We start from the raw sequence: 20,315 nt of genomic DNA, 5'->3' as shown, positions 1-20,315 counted from the left end.
CCTAATCCAGATAACGTATTACTAATGCTCTGTTAATTAGTTACAACTAGGTAACTCACCGCTGTCTGCTGCGTATTTAACTGCAAAATCTTCGACATGAGGCGCGATTTTCTGAAATGTATCACTTGCCAAAAACTCTGCTGCCTCAGGGTGTTTCTTACTATATTTCTGGATGAACTTCTTCGCATCCTTTTTGAAATATCGCTTCCACTCTATTTTTAAATGTTGAGTGGCAAATTCCTGACCGTTATAGCCAAATAATGGTCTTAAATATTTAAGATAATATTGTTGACCTTTGGCAGCATCAGCAAACACGTTAAACGATAGCATTGCCACCATTAAACCTATCAGTATTTTCTTCATAACACGGACCCCTTATTTTCAGTTGATTTTCCTATTCTTTGATATTTTCTTTACCTGTCACCATCGCTTTCATATGACTGGATAATTTTTCACCCAATGTAATGAGATAAAGGTGAACAACCAGAAAGGCGATGATGGTATAAGCACAAAATGTATGAATTATAGCGATGGTACCAATTTGATCGATAATGCCTGCCGCCCTTAATTCAGGGAAAAAGAAGTAGATTAAGCCAGTAATAACCTGAACCGGGATCAGGACAAACAATACGCCAATATAGGCGATTCGCTGCAGGGGATTAAATTTACTTTCCGGTGACATATGATGCGGGTGTGGCTCACCAACAAACACGCCATACAAATAAAAGCGAAGCACCCCATCAATCCCTTTCATATCCGGTATAAACTGCTTCCACTCCCCGGTCGTCAATACCCAGGTAAAAATAAGAATAACCAGTACACCCCAGGCAAATCCGCTAAAATGATGCAGCGAAGAGCTGGTATTAAAACCAAAGAGTTCTATAACTCCATGAACCTCTAGCCCTGTCACAATAAGCATGAGAACTAATAATGCCTGAGCCCAATGCCAGAAGCGTTCAAACCGTTTAAAAATTACTATTGTCTTTTTCATAACTTTGTCCGTATCTGTTACTTCTGATTATTTCTTCTTCGGCGGATACTGATGATTCGGAGTAAGGCATGGAATAACACGCCGAGCAGTCCGCCGAAGATAGCAAACGCGCCATAGTATTCGACCAGCGTATTGCTATCCCGGCCAACCAGATAGAAATCGTTCAGCCCGTTTAGCCGACTTTCTCTGCTATGACAAGATTCACAGGCAACAGCGTCGTCAGCCGGTGCGACCATATGCTTGATTGGCCAGTATCCGTTTGTTTCGATAAATCCGTAGTGGCCGCTAAATTCAACATTATTTGATTCGGCTCCGGCTGCAAGGGCTTTGCCCCAGTCAAACTCCGTCCAGAACGCCCCTGTTCCGGGACGTCCGTATAGACGAATCGGGAGGATATGATTCAGTTCCGTGTCATATGGCTGCTTACCTCTATGGATCTTGAACGGCCATATCCGCGCATCCGGATCGTTATAGTCACCGGTCGGCGGGTTAATATCGATAGGAGCCTGAGCTGGATCAATCGTATCTAACAGAGTTTTCTGTTTAAGCTCTCCCTTATACCAACGGTATTCAGGAACCACGTTTTTACCCCATACGAAAGTCCCTTTTTTACTCATGTAAGAATGGTTTTCGACACCATCAAACTCTTCTTCTATAGTAAATGGCTTGCCATCTTTTAGCTGACCTGCAGTTGACCAGTCCCATGACAATTTGGTCAAATACGGGCCCCGAGCCATTTCAGGGATGTGGCATGAGGTACAGGCAACTTTAGCCGTATGGTTATTTATTTCCCGTTCTTCATGAGGTGTTGCGCTATGACAGGATTCGCAGGAAACATTGTTCCCCATGCGGTCTGCCTGGCCTTTGTTCAATTCATGATCGATAAATGCCTTTCGGTCATAATAGCGGCCGGAAATCTTATGTTCATTTTCGGTATGGCAGGTCTGACAGGTAAAATTAAGTTTTTCCGGGCTCATATGCACATCAAGAGCAAAATCCGGATTAATCAAAGATAAATCGGTATCCCCATGTTTTACACCATTGCCGCCACCACCAACGGCGTGACAGGCCAGACAATTCTCCCGTCCGGGTTCGCCAACATGCTGAGCAACATATTTTAGATCGATCGCCTTTTGAAGCTTTCCACCAACCATGGTGTCTTCATAGTAGGGATGGCCGGATGTGTTGGCCGATTTTTTATAGGTTCCGGTGGTGTCATGACAGACAAGACAATCTACATTCTCTTCTGCATCCAGTTCAAAATCGTCATTACGCCACCCATACCCTGCGTGACACTGAGTACAACTTGCGTTCCCTTTTGCCGCAACGCAGTAATTATTAAAGGCATTTTCAGACTTACCCACTTTAATGCCATCAACGTCTTTTCCCCACTGCCAGTGGAAAGTCTTATGAACCTGCTTAGAGGCTTCCGTGTGGCATTCCAGGCATGCTTCTGTCACATCCGGTGCGTAATCAAACTCCTGATCAAGCACTTCAAACATGGAGTGATCAGCCGTTCCTGCAACCGATGACACTGTTCTTTTTATCTCACTTTCCCCGCCGGCTTCGGAAGAAAGAGCATGACTTGTCCAGAAAATAAACAGGCCAAAGATCAGCATTGTTTGTTTAATCATGGTTAGCCACCGCCTGTGTATGTTATGTATTTTTTGATTCGATATCTCAGGCTAAAAATCAGACATCACTAAAACATCAAAACCTAATATAGCTAATCTCTAATATAATACGTAAACACACAATATTCATATGGGTACTTGAAGCACACATAAAACCTTTAAGCTAGATCACACTAATATTTTTATGATTGGCAGAACCTTTCTTGATTTCACTCAAGGAAAGCTATTTTTATTTTATATATCAATAAAATAGAAAATAATCAAAAAAGCGCTTTTAACTACCGTCAGATAGAAAAAAGCCGATGAGCATAAAAAAGGTTTAAGCAACGTTGCTGCTGCTTAAACCTGAAAGAGGAAATACCTGAAGGGATAAATAACGAGGATTAAACATCCATATAAGACAAATCAGCATTAGAGAAAACATCGGAATGGTATTCCACGCCATCTTTAGATAAAAAGATCTCTGATTCACAGCAAGGGCACCTCGGTAACATCTGATTATTGCCTTTTATGCTAACGACGACGTGACACCGATTACACAAATACACACCCTGCTCTGTTTTACCCTCGATACAAGCCATATTTACCACCTTACACATGTTAACAATTTGTAACCTAGTAGTAATAATACTATCAATCAGGGCAACTACCAACGATTTTTTGGTTAAAATGTGAGCACATCTGAGCTTATGAAAAAACTCCTGGGATTGGTGTATCGCAATGAGGGCATACCCCTATCTTAGTGCCATCATTCTGGTCCCTGATATCAATCCGGGTGATCTGATACCGATCTCTCATAATCAGAGAATGATGACAAACGGGGCAATACGTACTTTCCGAATCGACATCCCGAATATTTCCGGTATAAACATAATGTAGCCCTTGCCTCATTGCTATTTCTCTGGCTCTCAACAAAGTAGACAACGGGGTAAATGGTGTATCCATCATCTTAAATGAGGGATGAAAGGCACTAAAATGCAGAGGAACATCTGGCCCAAGGTTCTGCATAATCCATTCTGTCATCGCATTTAACTCTTCACTACTGTCATTTTCACCAGGAATTAACAGCGTAGTAATTTCAAACCAGACCTTCGTTTCATGTTTGAGATACAGCAGTGTGTCCAAGACAGGAGACAACTGTCCTCCACATAGTTTTTTATAAAACCTGTCCGTAAACGCTTTCAGATCAATATTTGCTGCATCCATATAGGAGAAAAACTCTTTCCTGGGTTCATCACATATATAACCAGCACTCACCGCAACGGTTTTGATTCCCATTTCGTGGCAGGCAATAGCGGTATCTCTGGCATATTCCAGGAAAATAACAGGATCGTTATAGGTAAAAGCAACACTCTGGCATTTATGCAATTGAGCTAATGAAGCAATTTCCTGCGGGGAGGCTTCTACTGACGAAGTAGCTAGCTCTCTCGACTTACTAATCGTCCAATTCTGACAGAATTTGCACGCTAAATTACACCCGGCAGTACCAAAAGAGAGTACCGAGCTTCCGGGAAGAAAATGATTAAGTGGTTTTTTCTCAATAGGATCAACAGCAAATCCGCTGGTTTTACCGTAGCTGGTCAGAACGATTTCTCCGTTATAAGCCTCTCGGATAAAACATACTCCCCGTTTCCCATCACGAAGGGTACATTTCCGGGGACAGAGATCGCACACCACTCTCCCATCGTCTAGCCTGTGCCAATACTTAGTTTTGTAACGGTTAACAGATAAAACAGTCATATTTAGTCCATCACAAAAGATTGCTTCTATACTATTAACTATAGTTTGAAAAATACGTCACTTTATAAAATAAGCGGGGACAACTATGAACATCCGCACACCTGCTGTAGCCGGCCAGTTTTATGAGCGCTCACCAGAAGTACTGCACCACCAGCTAGACAAATGGTTAGGGGCTTGTCCAAAATTTGAATCCCCCCTCCGGGCCATTATCGTTCCACATGCCGGGTACATATATTCTGGAAAAATAGCGGCAGAAGCTTATTCCTACGTAAAACTTCAGTCAGAACATTTTCACAGAGTCATTCTGATCGGCCCCAGCCATCATTTCTATTTTGAAGGGTGTGCTATACCAAAAGCTGAAATTTACAATACACCACTTGGTGACGTCCCGATAGATAAAGAGGCTGTCAGAGAGCTTGCCCGTCATCCTTGTGTTCAGGTAACCGACCAACCCCATGCCCCGGAACACTGTCTAGAGGTTCAGATACCCTTCTTACAGTCGACTCTGGATGAGTTTCAGCTGTTACCAATATTAACCAGTCACATTAGCCCACAAGAGCTTGCTATGCTTATTGACCCATTATGGGACGAATCCACCTTGCTGGTGATCAGTAGCGACTTAAGTCATTTTCATTCCTATTCTGAGGCCATGGCCATAGACCAGAACAGTTGCCTTAAAATAGAAGATTTCCAACCAGACCTTGCACCTGAGGAAGCATGTGGCTGCACGGGAATAAATGCGTTGTTACAACTGGCAGATAAACATGGCTATCAGTTGGAAAGATTACACCTGGCAAATTCAGGCGATACAAGTGGAAATAAGGATAAGGTGGTAGGTTATGTCAGCTATCTCATCTCAGCCGTATAGTGATAAAGAATTAGAAGATCTACTCAATATCGCTAATAGGGGTATTTCAGACTATTTAAGAGAAATCTATGAAGCGCCGGATCCTTCACAGTACAGTGAGAACCTTAAAGAAAATGGAGCTTGCTTTGTAACACTTGAAGTATCAGGACAGCTTCAGGGTTGTCTGGGCATTATTGAACCTGAGCGCCCGCTTTTGTATGAAGTTTATAACAAAGCGCAGGCCGCCAGCTCGCGGGATCCTCGGTTTTCGCCACTGGAGGCCTATCAGTTAGCCGATCTCACGATTGAAGTGTCAGTTCTGAGCAAACCTGTTCCACTGGATGTCGCGTCAGAACATGAGCTGGAAGAGTATTTAAGCCACAACCGACTTGGTGTCATTCTTTCTGATGATACACACCGGGCACTATTCCTGCCCCAGGTATGGGAGCAGCTCCACGCCCCCAGAGAATTTCTCTATCACCTAAAAAAGAAAGCTGGCTGGAGCGGGTCTTACTGGTCACCATCTATAACTATACAAACATTCCGGGTCATCAGTATAAAAGGAGCATACAAGCCCTAACACGCTATTGGGGTGATTGAAATGAATACTTGAACCAACCCTGCGCTTGATCAACATTACGTTCTATCCAATTGAATTAATTGAAATTTAATAGGGTTTCATTTGAATAAGTGACAATTTTTTTAAAAACAGTCAGTTAGATGCTTCCAGCTTAAACTATGACTTTGCTCACTTGACTTTATTCGCCTCAAGTACGATCTTCTTACATAATCGAAACAATATTACATACCTTTAAGCATCATTTAAATTACATCAAATAGACAACGACAGGCAGGAGGCTTAACCATGTCAACCACGATTGATATAGTAATCAACTATATATTTAAAGGAGAGCCGTTAACACTGACAACAACAAATAGAGATATCCAAGCTGAACATTTTGATCCTTTGGATCAGAGCACTTTCGAAAAGGAACTGATCGATTACTTAGTAACGACTCACTATGAGTCACAAGATTGTATAGAGTTATCCGTTAATACACTGAGAAGCCTACTTTATCAACAAACGTCACCTACCCCTTGTTCTACTACTGAATATGCGCGTTTTTTTGGACTGGAGCAGATTATAGCAACAGTCAGAGGCTATTGTTTCCCTCTGGCAGCCTGAATACGCCGTCAGTGACGCATAAATAACAGAGGAATCATAGTGGTTAGCAACAACGCATCAACAGAAACAGGCCACTGACATGAGACGTCCGTGGCCTGCATTACTTATATAAAATTAGATTATATAAAATTAGCTTATGCAAAATAGGCTTATGCATAACAAGATTGTGCTGAAAACAAACCGTTAATCAACTGACAGAGTCATTCTTCCCGGCCCCCTGTCCTGGATTTTACGAAGTGCGATTCCATCCAGCTGTACATGAGCAAACCAATATGGGGCATGCTTATCGACAAAAGCATTACTCTTATTCATCGTTTCGTAGATTGAAAATGCCCTTGCTTGCCCTAATGCCACTCCGTGGAGGCTTCTCTGCAAAATGGGCACTTCAGAAATATCTTCCAACAACGCATTTTTCAGGTGCATGACTTTCGGATCCCACTCGATATGTTCAACGATCCTTTTTGTCAGAGCCCTGTCTACTTTTGCAAATACCCTTGGTAACACCGAAAGCGTTGGTTTTACGTCACCACAGGCAAAGTATTCATTCGTTTTCTCATTCTCCCGGTACTCGGTCATCACCTGTATCAGAGCATCTTCAAATACCTGACTAAAGTAGTTACACACGGCATAATAGGAAAGTGTCCTCAGAATGCCTATGAGCACGCCTTCATCTGGTTCTTTATATCCGGCGTCCTGCAGACGCATACGGGCGACATTTGCTGTCACAATCGAGTGTTGCCATATTTTAGGCACGATGACTTTAGTGTTTTCATCACCCCAGCGCAGCATAGGTTTCGTCATCAGAACAGGAAACAGACGTCGGCAGTTTTCTATCCCCATAAATCCAATTGCAATTTTTGGATCATTCGTATGTTTTGCCTTCTTGCCCATTAGTTCACAAAATTTAGCATTGCTGACCAGTTCAAGTACGTTTGAACGCAAAGAATGGCTTAAGGTGGTCATCGCTCCCAGCTTAGTAAAATTCAATGACGCAGAATACGCAAATGAAGAAAAATAACTGTAATCCGGAAATCCCCAAAGCAGTTTATTCACATCAACTTTCAGCATTCTGGCAATCATCAACTTTTCTGTTTCTTTTGCTACATGCGCAACCACCTTATGCAAAACTTTCTGCTTTTCTTCTATTTGCCCCATCCGCTCAACGACTTTGGCCTTTTCAATTTCTAATAGCACTCGTTGATTTTCGGTAATTCTCTCTTTTTCTTCAAAGATAACAGGGTCGCAAAACTCGCCCTGCCGGCTGAGCACCGAATCGACATCACTTTGATCGAGAAGATACTTTTGGCTAACAAGCCACTTAGCGTGACGTTCCATCGTCTGCTGAGAGATCTTTTTGGCAACTTCTTCCGCCTGACTGTTATAGCGTTTGCCACTAAATAATAAGTCTCTTGCTTGTTGTTTTGTCAATTTCAACCTTCTATGATGTAACTACATGAATAAAATCTAATTTATAAAACTGTCAGTTTTATACTGCTTCTAATAGTACAGCATATTCTGGCAAAAGATCACTAAGGTAAGCAGGTAAAATTCTCGGATCTTTTACCGGAATCCATCACAGACTTATCCTCAGTCGGTGATTATTTTTTAGTTAACAAACTGAAACTTAGATATACATCAAGAAAATACGCGCAATTTATGTTCAAATGTTATTCTCTTTACAATGAAGTTTAATTATTTTGATACATATAGCCAAAAGTACTTGATAAGTTTTTACATTTCGTCTACAAATTAAGCGTCTTGGCTATTTGTTATAGGGAATTGAGATGATAAAAAAGCGTTTTTTTAAAACTAAAAATGAAGTTGAGGTAACTTTTGAGTGGCCTCTTGGCAGTGAGGAAACAGTGTCTCTGGCTGGTGACTTCAATAAGTGGCAGGCGGAGCCAATGAAGTTGAATAAGCGGACAAAGGTATTTAGTTATAAAACCCGCCTTCCAAAAGACGACAGTTTCCAATTCCGCTATCTAATCAATGAGTCTGAGTGGGAAAATGATCCTGTTGCAGACGAGTATATCCGTAACGAGTTCGGTAGTGATAACAGCCTGTTACATACAAAAGAAGCATAACTGGTTACACAGCGGCTTTTAGAGCGAGTAATTAATTGGAACAAAGAGCGCCTGCAAGGCGCTCTTTTCATTTAAAGAACTGAAAAGTGACCTCAACCTTGGCAAGGTTGCGCTCTACCAACTGAGCCAGTGTCGCATCATACTCTTCAAGAAAGATGGAGACGCGTCCCGGAGTCGAACCGAGGTTCACCATTTATGCGATCCTAACGAAAAAGCCCCGACTATTAAGTCGGGGCTTTAGAATTTGGAGCGACACACGAGGTTCGAACTCGTGACCTCAACCTTGGCAAGGTTGCGCTCTACCAACTGAGCTAGTGTCGCATCATACTCTTCAAAAGACTATGGAGGCGCGTCCCGGAGTCGAACCGAGGTCCACGGATTTGCAATCCGCTGCATAGCCACTCTGCCAACGCGCCATATTATTTAACTTCTTTCTTTACTCTTTTATGTCAGAACCGTTAAGTTCCTCTTGAATACGGGGAGGCATTTTACGGATTAACGGGGATGAGTCAATACAATTTTTATGTTTTTGAACCGTTTGGCTATTTTACACACAAAAGCAATGAAATTGCCTATTTTCTTAGCAGAAAAAGCCGTCGTTACACAAAGAAAGGCTGATTTTAGATAAAAGAAAAGCGGGCATTGCCCGCTTCTCTCAATTTGAGTGTTCTATTGATTCTCTTCCGCCAGTAAATCGTCTTTTGCTGCTTTTAAATACTGAACCATCGACCAATAAGTCAATACAGTAGCTGCATACAAAGCGACATAACCCAGCCATATCATCCATTCGTCATACCGCCATATCAGAACCCAAAGGGCAAACATCTGAGACAGAGTCTTTACTTTGCCAATCCAGGAGACGGCAACACTGGAGCGTTTACCTATCTCGGCCATCCACTCCCTCAGAGCTGAAATAATGATTTCACGGGCAATCATAGTCAACGCGGGGATAGTCACCCAGATAGAAGCGTAGTGCTCTGTAATTAATATTAACGCCGTCGCGACAATAACTTTATCAGCAACGGGGTCCAGAAAGGCACCAAAACGGGATGTCTGACCTAGTTTCCTTGCCAGCATACCGTCAAAATAATCGGTTACGCCAGCGAGCCAGAAGACCATGGCTGCCACGAATGGTGCCCAGGTATAGGGAAGATAAAAAGTCACCACTAGAACCGGAATTAATACCAGGCGAAGTAGAGTTAGAATGTTTGGGATGGTTAAACGCATATTTTTATTAGCTCTTAGATATTGCGCAATCAATGGTGCGCCAAATTGACTATTGTTTCAATGCTTGATGTATTTTTTCTGCTAATGAGTGACTAATTCCTGGTATTTTGCTTATTTCTTCAACACTTGCACGTTTCAGTTCCTGTAGCCCTCCCATATATTTTAGCAATGCCTGCCGACGTTTGGGCCCGACACCTTCAATTCCTTCCAGCGGACTGGTTCGCCTTGTTTTTGCTCTTTTGGCCCGGTGACCAGCGATAGCGTGATCATGGCTCTCATCACGAATATGCTGAATAAGGTGTAACGCAGGAGCATCAGATGGCAGATTAAACTCATCCCCTTCGACGGTTATCAGAGTTTCCAGACCCGGCTTACGGGTCACACCCTTGGCAATCCCTATCAGACGAGGTCTTTTAGGCCAGTCCTGCCAGTGTGATGAAATAATATCATGGGCGCGGTTTAACTGCCCTTTACCACCATCAATAAAAATAATATCCGGGATCTTCTCTATTTCCAGTTGCTTACTGTAACGGCGATCCAATACCTGCCCCATGGCAGCATAATCATCCCCCCCAGTTATACCCGTGATGTTATAGCGCCGATACTCTTGCCTGACAGGGCCTTCGTGGTTAAACACGACGCAAGACGCTATCGTACTTTCCCCCATGGTATGGCTGATATCAAAACACTCCATACGACGAATAGAGTCGATACCAAACACTTCCTGAAGTGCATTAACTCTCTGGCCAATCGTCATCTTGTGATTAATTTTTGTGGTGATCGCGGTTAATGCATTCGTGTTCGCCAGCTTTAAGTAACGCCCACGAACCCCCGTCGGAGATAAATGCAGCGTTATTTTTCTGCCTGCAATATCTGTTAAAGCATTCTGGAACGGAAGCATATCCTCCAACAGATCCTGATTCATTATCACCCTTGAAGGAATTGTTCTCGCTTCATTATGCCCAAGATAGTACTGACTTAAAAAACTAGAAAAAACCTCTTCCCTGCCAGTGTTGTTCGGTACTTTAGGAAAATGGCTCCGACTTCCTAATATTTTACCTTGTCGGATCATCAGAATATAAATGCAGGCAATACCATTTTCCTGGGAAAAACCCAGAACATCCATATCATCCATACTATCTTCAGAAACAAACTGCTGCTCCTGAACCCTGCGAATAGCCTGAATTTGATCCCGATATTTCGCCGCTTCTTCAAACTTCAGATGTTGGCTGGCGACCTCCATTCTTTCCACCAAAGACTCAAGAACCTGCTTATCTTTCCCTTGCAGAAACAGACGAACATCATTCACCAGTTCCTGATACTCTTCATCAGAAATAATCTCTTTGACACAAGGAGCCGCACAACGGCCAATCTGGTACATCAGACATGGCCTTGTCCGATTACTGTAAACCGTGTCTTCACATTGACGGACAGGAAAAATTTTCTGAATAAGGTGCAGCGTTTCTCTAACCGCGCCAGAGTCAGGATAAGGACCGAAATATTCCCCTTTACGTTTTTTTGCCCCTCTTATCATGGAAAGACGAGGATGTTTATGAGCACTGACAAAAATATAAGGATAGGACTTATCGTCCCGCAAAAGCACATTATACTTGGGCAAATACTGCTTAATGTAGTTGTGCTCAAGAATAAGAGCTTCGGTTTCGGTATGGGTAACGGTGACGTCAATCTTTGCGATATGGCTGACCAGAGCTTTGGTCTTTTCACTGTCCAGCTGTTTTCGAAAGTAGCTAGATAAACGTTTTTTCAGATCTTTGGCTTTACCGACATAAATAATATCACCCGAGGCGTTGTACATCCGGTACACGCCTGGTTGATTAGTTACTGTCTTTAAAAATGAAACTGAGTCAAAAAGGTGAGCCATCAGAAATTAAAGTGTCTCAGTATCCAGCATTCCATGGCGGATCGCTAAGTGCGTCAGTTCAACATCACCACTGATATTTAGTTTGCTAAAGAGGCGGTAACGATAACTGTTTACTGTTTTAGGGCTCAGGTTTAACTGCTCTGAGATGTCTGTGACTTTTTGCCCTTTGGTAATCATCATCATTATCTGTAACTCGCGCTCGGACAGATCTTTAAACGGGTTTTCAGATGCTGATGAAAACTGGCTTAACGCCATCTGTTGCGCTATTTCCGGAGAAATATAACGCTGACCACTATGAACCAGACGAATCGCATTGACCATTTCATCCGGTCCCGCGCCTTTTGTCAGGTAACCGGCCGCTCCAGCCTGCATTACCTTAGTCGGAAATGGGTTTTCGGTATGTACTGTTAAGACAATAATTTTAACATCCGGATTAAAACGTAAAATTTTCTTTGTCGCTTCCAGACCGCCAATTCCGGGCATATTCATATCCATCAGAATGACATCGGCATGATTATTACGACACCATTTTACAGACTCTTCACCGCTATCAGCTTCCCCTGCTACTTTCATCCCACGGACGTCTTCAATAATACGTCGAATCCCTGTGCGAACCAGCTCGTGATCATCTACAAGGAAAACATTAATCAAACTTGTATCTCCACAACTCACTTTGGTTCTGCACCCACCTTACTGTGGACTGCAATAAACCCTCTATCTATACAAACCTACTAATACTCTTTTGGTTATCCTGAAACAGGATATTGAGTATAGGTGTAGCTGCCATCAATATGCGTCATACGCCAAATTTTAGCAAGCACTTATAACCCCTGGCGTGTTCCAATTCACTCTAATATTATTTCTTAAAAAAGTAAGCCCAGTAAGCGCATAATATATAAACTATTTTTAACAAATAACACGATCACATAACACTATCCTTTTCTTAGACCAATTGCTACTATTTAACGGAAAATAATCTAGGCAGGTAATAAATCAGTGAATCAGGGGAAAGGGTTTATCTTAACGACACAGGTAAGGGAACTCTCAGGCCACTCCTGTATTGAACTTTGGGTGAGTTCTGACTCCGGCCCCATCCAGTTAACGGTTCCATCTCAAGAGTCCGTATTTTTTGTCTTACAGAAAGATGTCGCCCAGGCGGAACAGCTAATACGCCAGCATCACCTGGCTTGCCGGGTAACTCCACTCTCATTGCGGGATTTTCAGGATCACCCCGTCTCGGCATGTTACTGCAAAAATATCAAAACCAGTCAGCAGGTTACGGCGCTTTTTCAACAGGCTGATATTACCGTTCTGGAATCCGATATACGCCTTACTGAAAGATACTTGATGGAACGCTTTATCCGTGGAGGTATAGCTTTTTCAGGTAACCAACTCACAACAGAACGCTACCAAAAATATTCGCAGGTAAAGTGTAAAAAAGCGGACTACCACCCCACGCTATCTTCTGTGTCACTGGATATAGAATGTTCAGAAAAAGGCATTCTATATTCTGTCGGCCTTGCCAGCGCCATGGATAGCCGGGTGATTATGATCGGTAATGAGCAACCAGCAGAAACCGCAATACAGTGGGTAGACGATGAAAAAGCTTTGCTGCATGCCCTGATCGAATGGTTTGAACGGTACGACCCAGATCTGATACTAGGCTGGAACGTTATCGATTTTGACTTTCGCCTGTTGTGCCAGCGTGCGGAGTGGCATCAGGTGCGCTTTGCTCTGGGACGAGGCAGGCAAAATGCCTACTTTCGTCGATCATCACAAAACCAGCAGGGCTATATATCCATACCCGGACGGGTTGTTCTTGATGGAATCAGTGCTCTGAAAACAGCCACTTATCAATTCCGTTCCTGGTCTCTTGAATATGTTTCTCAGGAACTGCTGGGGGAAGGTAAAGCGATTCATAATGTCTATGACCGTATGGATGAAATAAACCATATGTTCCGAAAAGACAAACCTTCACTGGCGAAATATAACCTTCAGGACTGTGTTCTGGTAAATAAGATCTTTGCACACACTCATTTGATTGAGTTTTTGATAGAGCGGACTAAACTCACCGGTTTAGATCTGGATCGTATTGGCGGCTCTGTTGCTGCGTTTACCAATATTTATCTGCCGCAACTCCACCGGGCGGGTTATGTAGCCCCAAACCTTATCCCGGAAAACTGGCAGGCAAGCCCCGGTGGTTATGTCATGGATTCGATTCCGGGGCTCTATGACTCGGTGCTGGTATTGGATTTTAAGAGCCTTTACCCATCCATCATCCGCTCCTTTCTCATCGATCCTTTGGGACTGATTGAAGGCCTTAAACTTGAACAAGGAAAAAGGCCTGATCAGGCTATAGCGGGGTTTCGTGGTGGGCAGTTTCATCGGGAGAAGCACTTCCTACCCAGAATGATCGAAGAGTTATGGGCCGCTCGAGACATCGCAAAAAAGAATGATGAACTGGCATTTTCACAGGCAATCAAAATAATTATGAACTCTTTCTATGGCGTGTTGGGGTCGTCAGGTTGTCGGTTTTTCGATGTTCGCCTGGCTTCGTCTATCACAATGCGTGGCCATGAAATAATGAAACAGACAAAAACACTGATTGAGCAGCAAGGCTATCAGGTTATTTATGGTGACACTGACTCAACGTTTGTTTCTCTTAAAGCATCACTTTCCCAGCAAGAAGCCAATGAGATAGGCAAACACCTAGCTACTTATATCAACCAGTGGTGGGCCCGGCATTTAGATAACGAGTACCATCTCACCTCGTGCCTGGAACTGGAGTATGAAACCCATTACCGGCGTTTTCTGATGCCGACGATCCGAGGTGCGGAAACCGGCTCAAAAAAACGTTATGCCGGATTAACGGGTGAAGGCTCAAATGAACACATCATTTTCAAGGGGCTGGAAAGTGCCCGAACTGACTGGACAGCGTTGTCACAACGCTTTCAGAAAGAGCTATACGAAATTATCTTTCATGGAGATAACCCTGAGGAATATATCCGTCGCTACGTCGATGCCACACTGGCTGGTGAATACGATGCTGATCTTGTTTACCAGAAAAGGCTAAGGCGTAAGCTGAGTGATTATCAGAAAAATGTCCCGCCACAGGTCCGCGCCGCCCGGCTTGCTGACGAAATAAACGCCAAAACAGGCCGGTCTCTCCAATATCAAAACAAAGGTGTGATCCAATATCTCATTACAACTAATGGCCCAGAGCCAAAAGAGTACTTGCAAAGCCCGGTTGACTATCAGCATTACATTGATAAGCAGTTAAAACCGGTTGCGGATGCGATTTTACCTTTTATCGGACTTGATTTTGATGCGCTCAACGCTCCGCAAATGGGGCTGTTTTAAAGCATTTAAAATATGAGCGGAGCCTATCGGTGTTTCATCACCTAGCCATTCATTTTATACTGATAGTGCCAATAATCTTCGAGAACAAGTGAACCACTATAGTATTCGCCCTGAACAGAAATATAACCGAGCTTAGGAATAAAACTTAGCTGCGACTCGGTTTCAATACCTTCCACAATCACATCCAGTCCCATTTTTTCAGCAATATCAAATAAGCTAGAGAAAACCTTCTGCCCTTTATCACTGTCGAGAGCAACGATAAAACTTTTGTCTATTTTTAAACCATCAAAGTCGAACTGACTAAGATAACTCAGGGACGAATGCCCCATTCCAAAGCCATCGACAAACACCCGACCCCCTTTATCCCTAAGCTGGCGTATTACATTATTCAGCTTTTCAGGATCGGTTAATAAAGCAGCTTCTGTTATTTCGATACAAAGACTCGTCTCTATTCCAGAAATATGTTGTTCAATCTCCCTGAAAAAGGCTGAGTCTAACAATGAACCAGGCGCGATATTCACACTTACCTGCATGTTTTTTCCCATGCGTTGCGCTTGTCTGATATCTTCAGAAACCTGCCTGATCACCCATATATCCATATCAGTCATCAGGCCAGCTTTTTCCAGCCAAGGGATAAATGTCATCGGCAATTGTTTACTGCCATCGCTGTTCATTGAGCGAAGTAACGCTTCCGCAATAACCACCTTATTCGTAAGAACATTCACCTGCGGCTGATATTCAAGATAAAAATCTTGATTGGCAATGTCCTGAAGGTGATGCTCAACCTGTACCCAATCCCGGTCTCTTTCCTTAATACAAGCCACAACATCTTCATTTAACATCTCCACGTCTTCCTGCTGCCGGGTATACGTCGTGTCTAACGTTTTTATATAAATAGGCTCAGTAGTATATAGCTCGTTCAACTTCATAACTGATGGCGCATAAATCACAGCACCAAAAAGAATATTAAACATTTGTAGCAAAACAGCATAAATATTACCTTCCGTAGCAACCCAGGCATTAATTAATAACGGGCTGTTGAACGGTACAGTCATCGCCGGCATGGATACCCAACCTATATTGACGAGAGTGAGTGACACGAGAATATTAACCAGAGGTGTTAACAGAAATGGTAAAAAAAGCCTTGGGTTAAAGATAATAGGCAAACCAAATAGGAAAATTTCGTTAACGTTAAATAGCCCTATGGGAATACTCGCCAGAGCGAGTATTCGTAGTGTCTTATGTTCAGACAACATAAGCAAAGCGATAATGAGAGAAAATGTCGCCCCACTACCACCAATAAAAACAAAAATCCCCATAAATGACATGTTCATGCTGTAGAGGGGGTCGCCTCCGACCAATGCAAACGAGGCATTCAATTGACTCGCTTCTTCCAGCAGGTCTACCATCGGCAACAAAGCATAGTAGCCATGAATGCCCAAAAACCAAAAAAAGGAATTTAACGCAGCGAAAACCATTCCGAAGATATATGGCGCATCCATAAAAAACTGTCTGGCTGACTCTTCTGATAGTGTAAAAGCAGATAGCAGCTGAAACAGGAGCATATTGATAGCTGTCACTACAATCGCAATAAAAAAAGAGGGTACCACCAGATTCAGAGATTCTTTAACTAAACGGCCCGCACCGTCAATGCGTATCAGCTCTAACCTTTGCACTCTCCTCAGTTTTACTAACAACGGAACACCATACAAGGGCGTAAGAATGGCTACGAATACGCTAAAAGTAAGGAAAATATCATTCCCTGATGCCGTAATTATTGCTTCCGCTATTAATAGAAAAACAATAGATAAGAGTGCGACAGGCGCTCGCGGTACTTTCCATTTTTGAGCAACCACACTACCAATGGCTGCGGTCAGTAAATAAGGAAAGGCCTGAGTAATGGTTCGGTTAATGGCATAACAACTTTCTATCCAGTCAGCAGACTTGCCAAGAGCAAACTCACCAGCACTGGCGATAAACAGAAACAAAGAAGAGATAATCAGGCAAGGGAGAACCCACAGCAACCCTTCTCTGATGGACTGCATTGAAAAGAGAATAGACTTTTTTAATACCCGATAAGTCGAAATGCTACGGCTTTCTGTGTCTCTGTCACGTTCTAACATTCATGGCCTCTGCACTTTAGTGCCAGTTAAGCAAGCGCCACCTAACTCCAACTATTTAAACATTAGCACAGCCGACAGAAAGTACATTTGGCCTATTAGCCTATTTTGAATTCCGTTTTCTTATACGCTTTTACCAGCCACTGACCATAATCGTCTAACACCCCTATCACAGAGCGTTTGGCAACCAGCCTTCCGGAAAGTAAAATTCCCAGGCGTTGAATATCGATCTCTTTATCCGGGTGGTAACATAAAAATTGCTGCCCACAAGCGGTAGGATCTTCAATCCACTGTTTATCTTTATGCATAATCAGGGAGTAACTGGCCCGTAACAGCTTTTTCGCAATCACTTGCTGTGCTTTTACTTGTTCTTCACCAGTTCTGGCTTCCGCTATTTTCCTTCGGTAAATAGTTAGCCATTCATCCACATCCATATTCCAGTGTTTTGCTATCTCCCAACTTGGCTCGAACTCACCAAAGCGTGTTGAAAGGTCATCACCGTAAAGACAGACACAGCAATGCTTAAGCATAAAGCCCCAGGTAAAGATACTGGATAAATCCATCACTTCATGAGCCAGACCGAATTGAAAGCTTAAGTCAGTAATAAACGGGTAGGTTCTCTTAAAGCGCCATTTGATCGTGCTAATGACACTGTTTGCCTTATCGCTGATCGGACGACGGGTTATCACAACAATATCCAGATTGGATTGCTCCGGAATAGCCGTTTTTCTCGCCACGCTGCCAAAAAGGTAAAGGCTATGCAAATTATCACCTAACCCACCTTTTAAATACTGAATCAATTCCCGCACAACATCCTGATATGCTTCCTGAAATGGTTCTGCTGGATCAATCACCGGTAGTGAAACTGGCTTGTTCAAAAAGAAAACCCTGATTTAATAACAATGAAAATAAGTATACCTGAACATATAATCGATCAGTAAAACCATTCAATCAAGAGGTTGTATTTTCCAGTCTTCGCCCCAATTTATCTGACTTAGACATTTTTATCTAACTTATAGTCTGAAGGACACAATCATGCCAAAGGCAAGTGATATTAAAAAAGGCTTCGCAGTTAGCCTCAACGGTAAAGTTCTGCTGGTTAAAGATTTCGACATTACAACTCCAGGCGGCCGCGGCGGTGCAAAAATTTATAAGTTCCGCTTTAAAGATCTCGCTACCGGAGCAAAAGTTGAAGAATCATTCAAAAGTGATGAAATGCTTGAAACTGTAGAAATGACTAAGCGCCAGGTGATGTTCTCGTACATCGATGGTGAAGAGTATATCTTTATGGATAACGAAGACTACAGTCAGTACACTTTCAACCAGGGAGATATTAAGGACGAGCTGCTGTTCATCACCGAGGAGACTCTGGGCGTTCAGGCTGTACTTATCAACGGCAGTGCTGTAGCCATTGAGCTTCCGGCATCGGTTGACATGGTTATCGAAGAAACAGACCCTTCTATTAAAGGTGCGTCTGCATCAGCCCGCACTAAACCAGCCCGCTTTGCTACAGGCCTGACTGTTCAGGTACCTGAATATATCGCCAGTGGTGAGAAAATTAAAATCAACACGACCGATTGTAAATTTATGGGTCGTGCAGACTAAAGGTAGTATCCGGAATGACAGAACTGATTTCTTATGATGATGTAATCGAAGTCGCTTACGATATTTTCCTGGAGATGGCTCCGGACAATTTGGAAGCGGCTGATGTACTTCTGTTCTCTGCGCAATTCGAAGATCGAGGTGCAGCTGGTATTGTAGATACCAGCGATGACTGGGAACAACATGTTGGTTTTTCTGTTGATAAGGAAGTCTATGCGGAAGTGCATGTAGGACTGGTCAATGAAGAAACGGATGAGCTGGATGATGTTTTCGCCCGAATGCTTGTCAGCCGGGATCCCGAGCATAAGTTCTGCCATATACTCTGGAAAAGAGATTAAGCGTACTAATTTGCTACACATAAAAAGACGGCAGGCCAATGGCCTGCCGTCTTTTTTGGTCTCAACACCGATTTAAGTCAAAACGGCATTATGAATCTAAGTCCGATGGGGTCTCTTCATTAACCTGCCCCTCAACCTGAGTTTGCGCTTGCGATACCTCTTGTTCCTGCTCTAGCTTAGCTCGCTCTGCTTTAGATATATATCTGGGCTTATTGCTTTTATGCAGCTTGGCATTTTTCTTTTTTAGCTTCTTCTTCAACGTTTCGTTGATTTTCTTCTTTCTATTCATAATCTTACACGTTAAGGGTTGACCTCAGGCCAACCCTTATTATTTATTAAAACCTTATTACAAACAGTATCTGTTAGCTTCTGCGTGCTTTTCCAGATGACTTACGTCTCTGATTTCCACGGCCCTTTGGCGTGTTTACCCGTTCTTCATGACGTTTAACCGCACGACGGATTTTCTGACTGCGGGAACGTTCACGTTTACGTGATGTCGGGTTCTGATCAATCATGGTTGTCTTTTCAGGCTTTAATTCCACCAGCTCACGCAAATAGTTCACCTGTTTAAGTTCCAGCTCAACCCAGCCGCCTCGTGGCAGTTTTTTATCCAGGAAAATATCGCCATAACGAACCCGCTTCAGACGACTTACCGTAGTATCCTGAGATTCCCAAAGACGACGAACCTCGCGGTTACGACCTTCATTGATCACGACGTAGAAGGTGTGGTTCATCCCCTCACCACCTGCGTATACAACGTCTTCAAAGCGGGCCAGACCATCTTCCAGCTCAACACCTTTCACCAGGTTACGAACTTTCTGCTCGTTTATTTCACCAAACACACGAACAAGGTATTCACGCTCAACCTGACGGCTTGGGTGCATCAGACGATTAGCCAATTCACCATCAGTGGTAAACAGAAGCAAGCCAGAGGTATTTGCATCCAGACGGCCAACGGAAATCCAGCGGGCACCGCGAATCTTTGGAAGACGGTCGAAAACGGTACGACGCCCTTCAGGATCATGGCGGGTACATAATTCACCTTCAGGCTTATAATAAGCAAGAACCCGACATACAGTCTCTTCCTGAGCCTTTATCGACACGGCATGACCATCTATACGTACCGTCGCATTTTCATCTTCCAGGCGTTCGCCCAGCTTGGCAACCGCACCATTCACACTCACACGGCCAGCTTTGATTAGAGCTTCCAGCTCGCGACGAGAACCATGACCAGCTCGTGCCAATACTTTCTGTAATTTTTCGCTCATTAAGATACCTTTTGTCGTCTTCTCAGACGTCAGAAC

21 protein-coding genes and 2 tRNA genes are annotated in these 20,315 nt (G+C 43.2%); 7 read left to right on the top strand and 16 right to left on the bottom strand.

All coding sequences use genetic code 11. The features are described 5' to 3' along the window. Positions 1-36: 36 nt before the first annotated feature. The 5 genes from DI392_RS07755 to amrS form a co-directional block, all read right to left on the bottom strand. Positions 37-363 (bottom strand): hypothetical protein, encoded by a 327-nt coding sequence (locus tag DI392_RS07755; RefSeq protein WP_109319331.1) that lies wholly within the window; start codon positions 361-363, stop codon positions 37-39. Between the two features lie 31 nt (positions 364-394). After that, positions 395-991, bottom strand: a complete 597-nt coding sequence (locus DI392_RS07750) for a cytochrome b/b6 domain-containing protein (RefSeq protein ID WP_109319330.1) — start codon at positions 989-991, stop codon at positions 395-397. Between the two features lie 17 nt (positions 992-1,008). Next, entirely contained in the window at positions 1,009-2,625 is a 1,617-nt protein-coding gene (locus DI392_RS07745) for a tetrathionate reductase family octaheme c-type cytochrome (RefSeq protein WP_181388379.1), read from the bottom strand. 383 nt (positions 2,626-3,008) lie between these two features. Continuing rightward, positions 3,009-3,206 carry a hypothetical protein gene (locus DI392_RS19490; protein ID WP_146194525.1) on the bottom strand — a complete coding sequence of 66 codons (198 nt, stop codon included), beginning with the start codon at positions 3,204-3,206 and terminating at the stop codon, positions 3,009-3,011. Positions 3,207-3,312: 106 nt separating this feature from the next. Next, positions 3,313-4,365 (bottom strand): AmmeMemoRadiSam system radical SAM enzyme, encoded by a 1,053-nt coding sequence (gene amrS / locus DI392_RS07740; RefSeq protein ID WP_109319329.1) that lies wholly within the window; start codon positions 4,363-4,365, stop codon positions 3,313-3,315. 85 nt (positions 4,366-4,450) lie between these two features. Between amrS and amrB the strand changes: the two genes are divergently transcribed. From amrB to DI392_RS07725, 3 genes are all read left to right on the top strand, one after another. Continuing rightward, positions 4,451-5,233 (top strand): AmmeMemoRadiSam system protein B, encoded by a 783-nt coding sequence (gene amrB, locus DI392_RS07735; RefSeq protein WP_109319328.1) that lies wholly within the window; start codon positions 4,451-4,453, stop codon positions 5,231-5,233. Next, positions 5,205-5,792, top strand: a complete 588-nt coding sequence (amrA, locus tag DI392_RS07730) for an AmmeMemoRadiSam system protein A (protein WP_109319327.1) — start codon at positions 5,205-5,207, stop codon at positions 5,790-5,792. The genes amrB and amrA overlap by 29 nt, the downstream gene beginning before the upstream one ends. Before the next feature lie 285 nt (positions 5,793-6,077). Continuing rightward, the gene (locus DI392_RS07725) at positions 6,078-6,398 is read left to right on the top strand and encodes a hypothetical protein (protein WP_109319326.1); all 321 of its coding nucleotides are present in this window, start codon (positions 6,078-6,080) and stop codon (positions 6,396-6,398) included. Positions 6,399-6,581: 183 nt separating this feature from the next. On the opposite strand, the gene DI392_RS07720 is transcribed toward DI392_RS07725, so the two are convergent. Then, positions 6,582-7,826, bottom strand: coding sequence for an HDOD domain-containing protein (locus DI392_RS07720; protein ID WP_245883992.1), 1,245 nt, complete (start codon positions 7,824-7,826; stop codon positions 6,582-6,584). Positions 7,827-8,182: 356 nt separating this feature from the next. Between DI392_RS07720 and DI392_RS07715 the strand changes: the two genes are divergently transcribed. Then, complete coding sequence (locus DI392_RS07715; RefSeq protein WP_109319325.1) at positions 8,183-8,482, top strand: isoamylase early set domain-containing protein; 300 nt, start codon at positions 8,183-8,185, stop codon at positions 8,480-8,482. A gap of 67 nt (positions 8,483-8,549) precedes the next feature. Here DI392_RS07715 and DI392_RS19915 read toward each other — a convergent pair whose 3' ends face one another. The 6 genes from DI392_RS19915 to uvrY all read right to left on the bottom strand — a co-directional run bounded on the left by DI392_RS19915 (position 8,550) and on the right by uvrY (position 12,242). Continuing rightward, on the bottom strand, positions 8,550-8,675 hold the full coding sequence (locus tag DI392_RS19915; protein ID WP_281259821.1) for a hypothetical protein: 126 nt from the start codon (positions 8,673-8,675) through the stop codon (positions 8,550-8,552). Positions 8,676-8,727: 52 nt separating this feature from the next. Continuing rightward, positions 8,728-8,803, bottom strand: a tRNA-Gly gene (locus DI392_RS07710). Positions 8,804-8,824: 21 nt separating this feature from the next. After that, positions 8,825-8,898, bottom strand: a tRNA-Cys gene (locus DI392_RS07705). 253 nt (positions 8,899-9,151) lie between these two features. Then, the gene (gene pgsA / locus DI392_RS07700; protein ID WP_109319324.1) at positions 9,152-9,709 is read right to left on the bottom strand and encodes a CDP-diacylglycerol--glycerol-3-phosphate 3-phosphatidyltransferase; all 558 of its coding nucleotides are present in this window, start codon (positions 9,707-9,709) and stop codon (positions 9,152-9,154) included. 49 nt (positions 9,710-9,758) lie between these two features. Continuing rightward, a complete protein-coding gene (gene uvrC / locus DI392_RS07695; RefSeq protein WP_109319323.1) occupies positions 9,759-11,591 on the bottom strand; it encodes an excinuclease ABC subunit UvrC in 1,833 nt (610 codons plus the stop codon). A gap of 6 nt (positions 11,592-11,597) precedes the next feature. Next, on the bottom strand, positions 11,598-12,242 hold the full coding sequence (gene uvrY, locus DI392_RS07690; RefSeq protein WP_109319322.1) for a UvrY/SirA/GacA family response regulator transcription factor: 645 nt from the start codon (positions 12,240-12,242) through the stop codon (positions 11,598-11,600). A gap of 345 nt (positions 12,243-12,587) precedes the next feature. Here uvrY and DI392_RS07685 point away from each other — a divergent pair, with 345 nt between their 5' ends. Further along, complete coding sequence (locus DI392_RS07685; protein WP_109319321.1) at positions 12,588-14,951, top strand: DNA polymerase II; 2,364 nt, start codon at positions 12,588-12,590, stop codon at positions 14,949-14,951. A 41-nt stretch (positions 14,952-14,992) separates the two neighbouring features. On the opposite strand, the gene DI392_RS07680 is transcribed toward DI392_RS07685, so the two are convergent. After that, positions 14,993-17,074: an EAL domain-containing protein gene (locus DI392_RS07680; RefSeq protein WP_109319320.1), complete on the bottom strand. Its 2,082-nt coding sequence runs from the start codon at positions 17,072-17,074 to the stop codon at positions 14,993-14,995. Positions 17,075-17,169: 95 nt separating this feature from the next. Next, complete coding sequence (locus tag DI392_RS07675; protein ID WP_109319319.1) at positions 17,170-17,949, bottom strand: nucleotidyltransferase domain-containing protein; 780 nt, start codon at positions 17,947-17,949, stop codon at positions 17,170-17,172. A 157-nt stretch (positions 17,950-18,106) separates the two neighbouring features. Between DI392_RS07675 and efpL the strand changes: the two genes are divergently transcribed. Together efpL and DI392_RS07665 are read left to right on the top strand one after the other, a co-directional pair. After that, the gene (efpL, locus tag DI392_RS07670) at positions 18,107-18,676 is read left to right on the top strand and encodes an elongation factor P-like protein EfpL (RefSeq protein ID WP_109319318.1); all 570 of its coding nucleotides are present in this window, start codon (positions 18,107-18,109) and stop codon (positions 18,674-18,676) included. A 14-nt stretch (positions 18,677-18,690) separates the two neighbouring features. Then, the gene (locus DI392_RS07665) at positions 18,691-19,011 is read left to right on the top strand and encodes an HI1450 family dsDNA-mimic protein (RefSeq protein ID WP_109319317.1); all 321 of its coding nucleotides are present in this window, start codon (positions 18,691-18,693) and stop codon (positions 19,009-19,011) included. 88 nt (positions 19,012-19,099) lie between these two features. Here the strand turns inward: DI392_RS07665 and DI392_RS07660 are convergent, their stop codons facing one another. Then, the gene (locus DI392_RS07660) at positions 19,100-19,300 is read right to left on the bottom strand and encodes a DUF2986 domain-containing protein (protein ID WP_109319316.1); all 201 of its coding nucleotides are present in this window, start codon (positions 19,298-19,300) and stop codon (positions 19,100-19,102) included. Between the two features lie 73 nt (positions 19,301-19,373). After that, entirely contained in the window at positions 19,374-20,279 is a 906-nt protein-coding gene (rluB, locus tag DI392_RS07655) for a 23S rRNA pseudouridine(2605) synthase RluB (RefSeq protein WP_109319315.1), read from the bottom strand. Positions 20,280-20,315 lie beyond the last annotated feature (36 nt).

It is taken from the genome of Vibrio albus, from assembly GCF_003144035.1.
In the GTDB taxonomy this organism is placed as follows: Bacteria; Pseudomonadota; Gammaproteobacteria; order Enterobacterales; family Vibrionaceae; genus Vibrio; species Vibrio albus.
This window is presented reverse-complemented; position numbering and strand designations above follow the sequence as displayed.

Bases quoted from the DNA above. Each gene is read 5' to 3' on its own strand.
- DI392_RS07755 (WP_109319331.1), bottom strand. From the start codon at position 363: ATGAAGAAAATACTGATAGGTTTAATGGTGGCAATGCTATCGTTTAAC.
- DI392_RS07750 (WP_109319330.1), bottom strand. From the start codon at position 991: ATGAAAAAGACAATAGTAATTTTTAAACGGTTTGAACGCTTCTGGCAT.
- DI392_RS07745 (WP_181388379.1), bottom strand. From the start codon at position 2,625: ATGATTAAACAAACAATGCTGATCTTTGGCCTGTTTATTTTCTGGACA.
- DI392_RS19490 (WP_146194525.1), bottom strand. From the start codon at position 3,206: ATGGCTTGTATCGAGGGTAAAACAGAGCAGGGTGTGTATTTGTGTAAT.
- amrS (WP_109319329.1), bottom strand. From the start codon at position 4,365: ATGACTGTTTTATCTGTTAACCGTTACAAAACTAAGTATTGGCACAGG.
- amrB (WP_109319328.1), top strand. From the start codon at position 4,451: ATGAACATCCGCACACCTGCTGTAGCCGGCCAGTTTTATGAGCGCTCA.
- amrA (WP_109319327.1), top strand. From the start codon at position 5,205: ATGTCAGCTATCTCATCTCAGCCGTATAGTGATAAAGAATTAGAAGAT.
- DI392_RS07725 (WP_109319326.1), top strand. From the start codon at position 6,078: ATGTCAACCACGATTGATATAGTAATCAACTATATATTTAAAGGAGAG.
- DI392_RS07715 (WP_109319325.1), top strand. From the start codon at position 8,183: ATGATAAAAAAGCGTTTTTTTAAAACTAAAAATGAAGTTGAGGTAACT.
- DI392_RS19915 (WP_281259821.1), bottom strand. From the start codon at position 8,675: ATGGTGAACCTCGGTTCGACTCCGGGACGCGTCTCCATCTTTCTTGAA.
- pgsA (WP_109319324.1), bottom strand. From the start codon at position 9,709: ATGCGTTTAACCATCCCAAACATTCTAACTCTACTTCGCCTGGTATTA.
- uvrC (WP_109319323.1), bottom strand. From the start codon at position 11,591: ATGGCTCACCTTTTTGACTCAGTTTCATTTTTAAAGACAGTAACTAAT.
- DI392_RS07680 (WP_109319320.1), bottom strand. From the start codon at position 17,074: ATGTTAGAACGTGACAGAGACACAGAAAGCCGTAGCATTTCGACTTAT.
- efpL (WP_109319318.1), top strand. From the start codon at position 18,107: ATGCCAAAGGCAAGTGATATTAAAAAAGGCTTCGCAGTTAGCCTCAAC.
- DI392_RS07665 (WP_109319317.1), top strand. From the start codon at position 18,691: ATGACAGAACTGATTTCTTATGATGATGTAATCGAAGTCGCTTACGAT.
- DI392_RS07660 (WP_109319316.1), bottom strand. From the start codon at position 19,300: ATGAATAGAAAGAAGAAAATCAACGAAACGTTGAAGAAGAAGCTAAAA.
- rluB (WP_109319315.1), bottom strand. From the start codon at position 20,279: ATGAGCGAAAAATTACAGAAAGTATTGGCACGAGCTGGTCATGGTTCT.